At 64.0% G+C, this 497-nt stretch carries 1 protein-coding gene and 1 pseudogene; both read left to right on the top strand.

Translation table 11 applies throughout. The annotated features are described in order from the left end of the window. Window positions 1-11: 11 nt before the first annotated feature. Window positions 12-146: a DUF397 domain-containing protein gene (locus tag PUR56_RS14125; protein WP_329949164.1), complete on the top strand. Its 135-nt coding sequence runs from the start codon at window positions 12-14 to the stop codon at window positions 144-146. Between the two features lie 191 nt (window positions 147-337). After that, window positions 338-497 (top strand): annotated as a pseudogene (locus tag PUR56_RS14120) (DUF397 domain-containing protein); the annotation flags it as partial.

Below are 497 nucleotides of genomic sequence, written 5' to 3'. Positions count from 1 at the left end.
CCTGTGTCGAGGTGACTGCCGACTTCCCTGGCATCGTCCCTGTCCGTGACTCCAAAGACTTGCAGGGTCCGACTCTCGTCTTCCCCGTCGAGGCTTGGCGCTCCTTCGTCGCTGCGGTCCGGTCGGACGAGTTCGGTTCTGGCTGACACCCAAGCCACGGGCTCCGGCCGGGGGTCCGGTCGGGGCTGCTCTGCGGGGCGTGGAGGTTGAGGCTTGCTGATGGCATCGATGTGCTTCAGGTGGGGATGCTCGAAGCAGGAGCATGCCCTGGACATCCGGAAGGAGCCTGATTCCCATGCGCGTTGACCTGTTGGGTGCCAGATGACGGAAGAGCTCGTACAGCAACAACGGTGGGACCTGTGTCGAGGTGACTGCCGACTTCCCTGGCATCGTCCCTGTCCGTGACTCCAAAGACTTGCAGGGTCCGACTCTCGTCTTCCCCGTCGAGGCTTGGCGCTCCTTCGTCGCTGCGGTCCGGTCGGACGAGTTCGGTTCTG

It is taken from the genome of Streptomyces sp. BE303, assembly GCF_036290945.1.
Taxonomy (GTDB): domain Bacteria; phylum Actinomycetota; class Actinomycetes; order Streptomycetales; family Streptomycetaceae; genus Kitasatospora.
The sequence above is the reverse complement of the archived record's forward strand: the minus strand, read 5'-3'. Positions and strand labels throughout refer to the sequence as shown.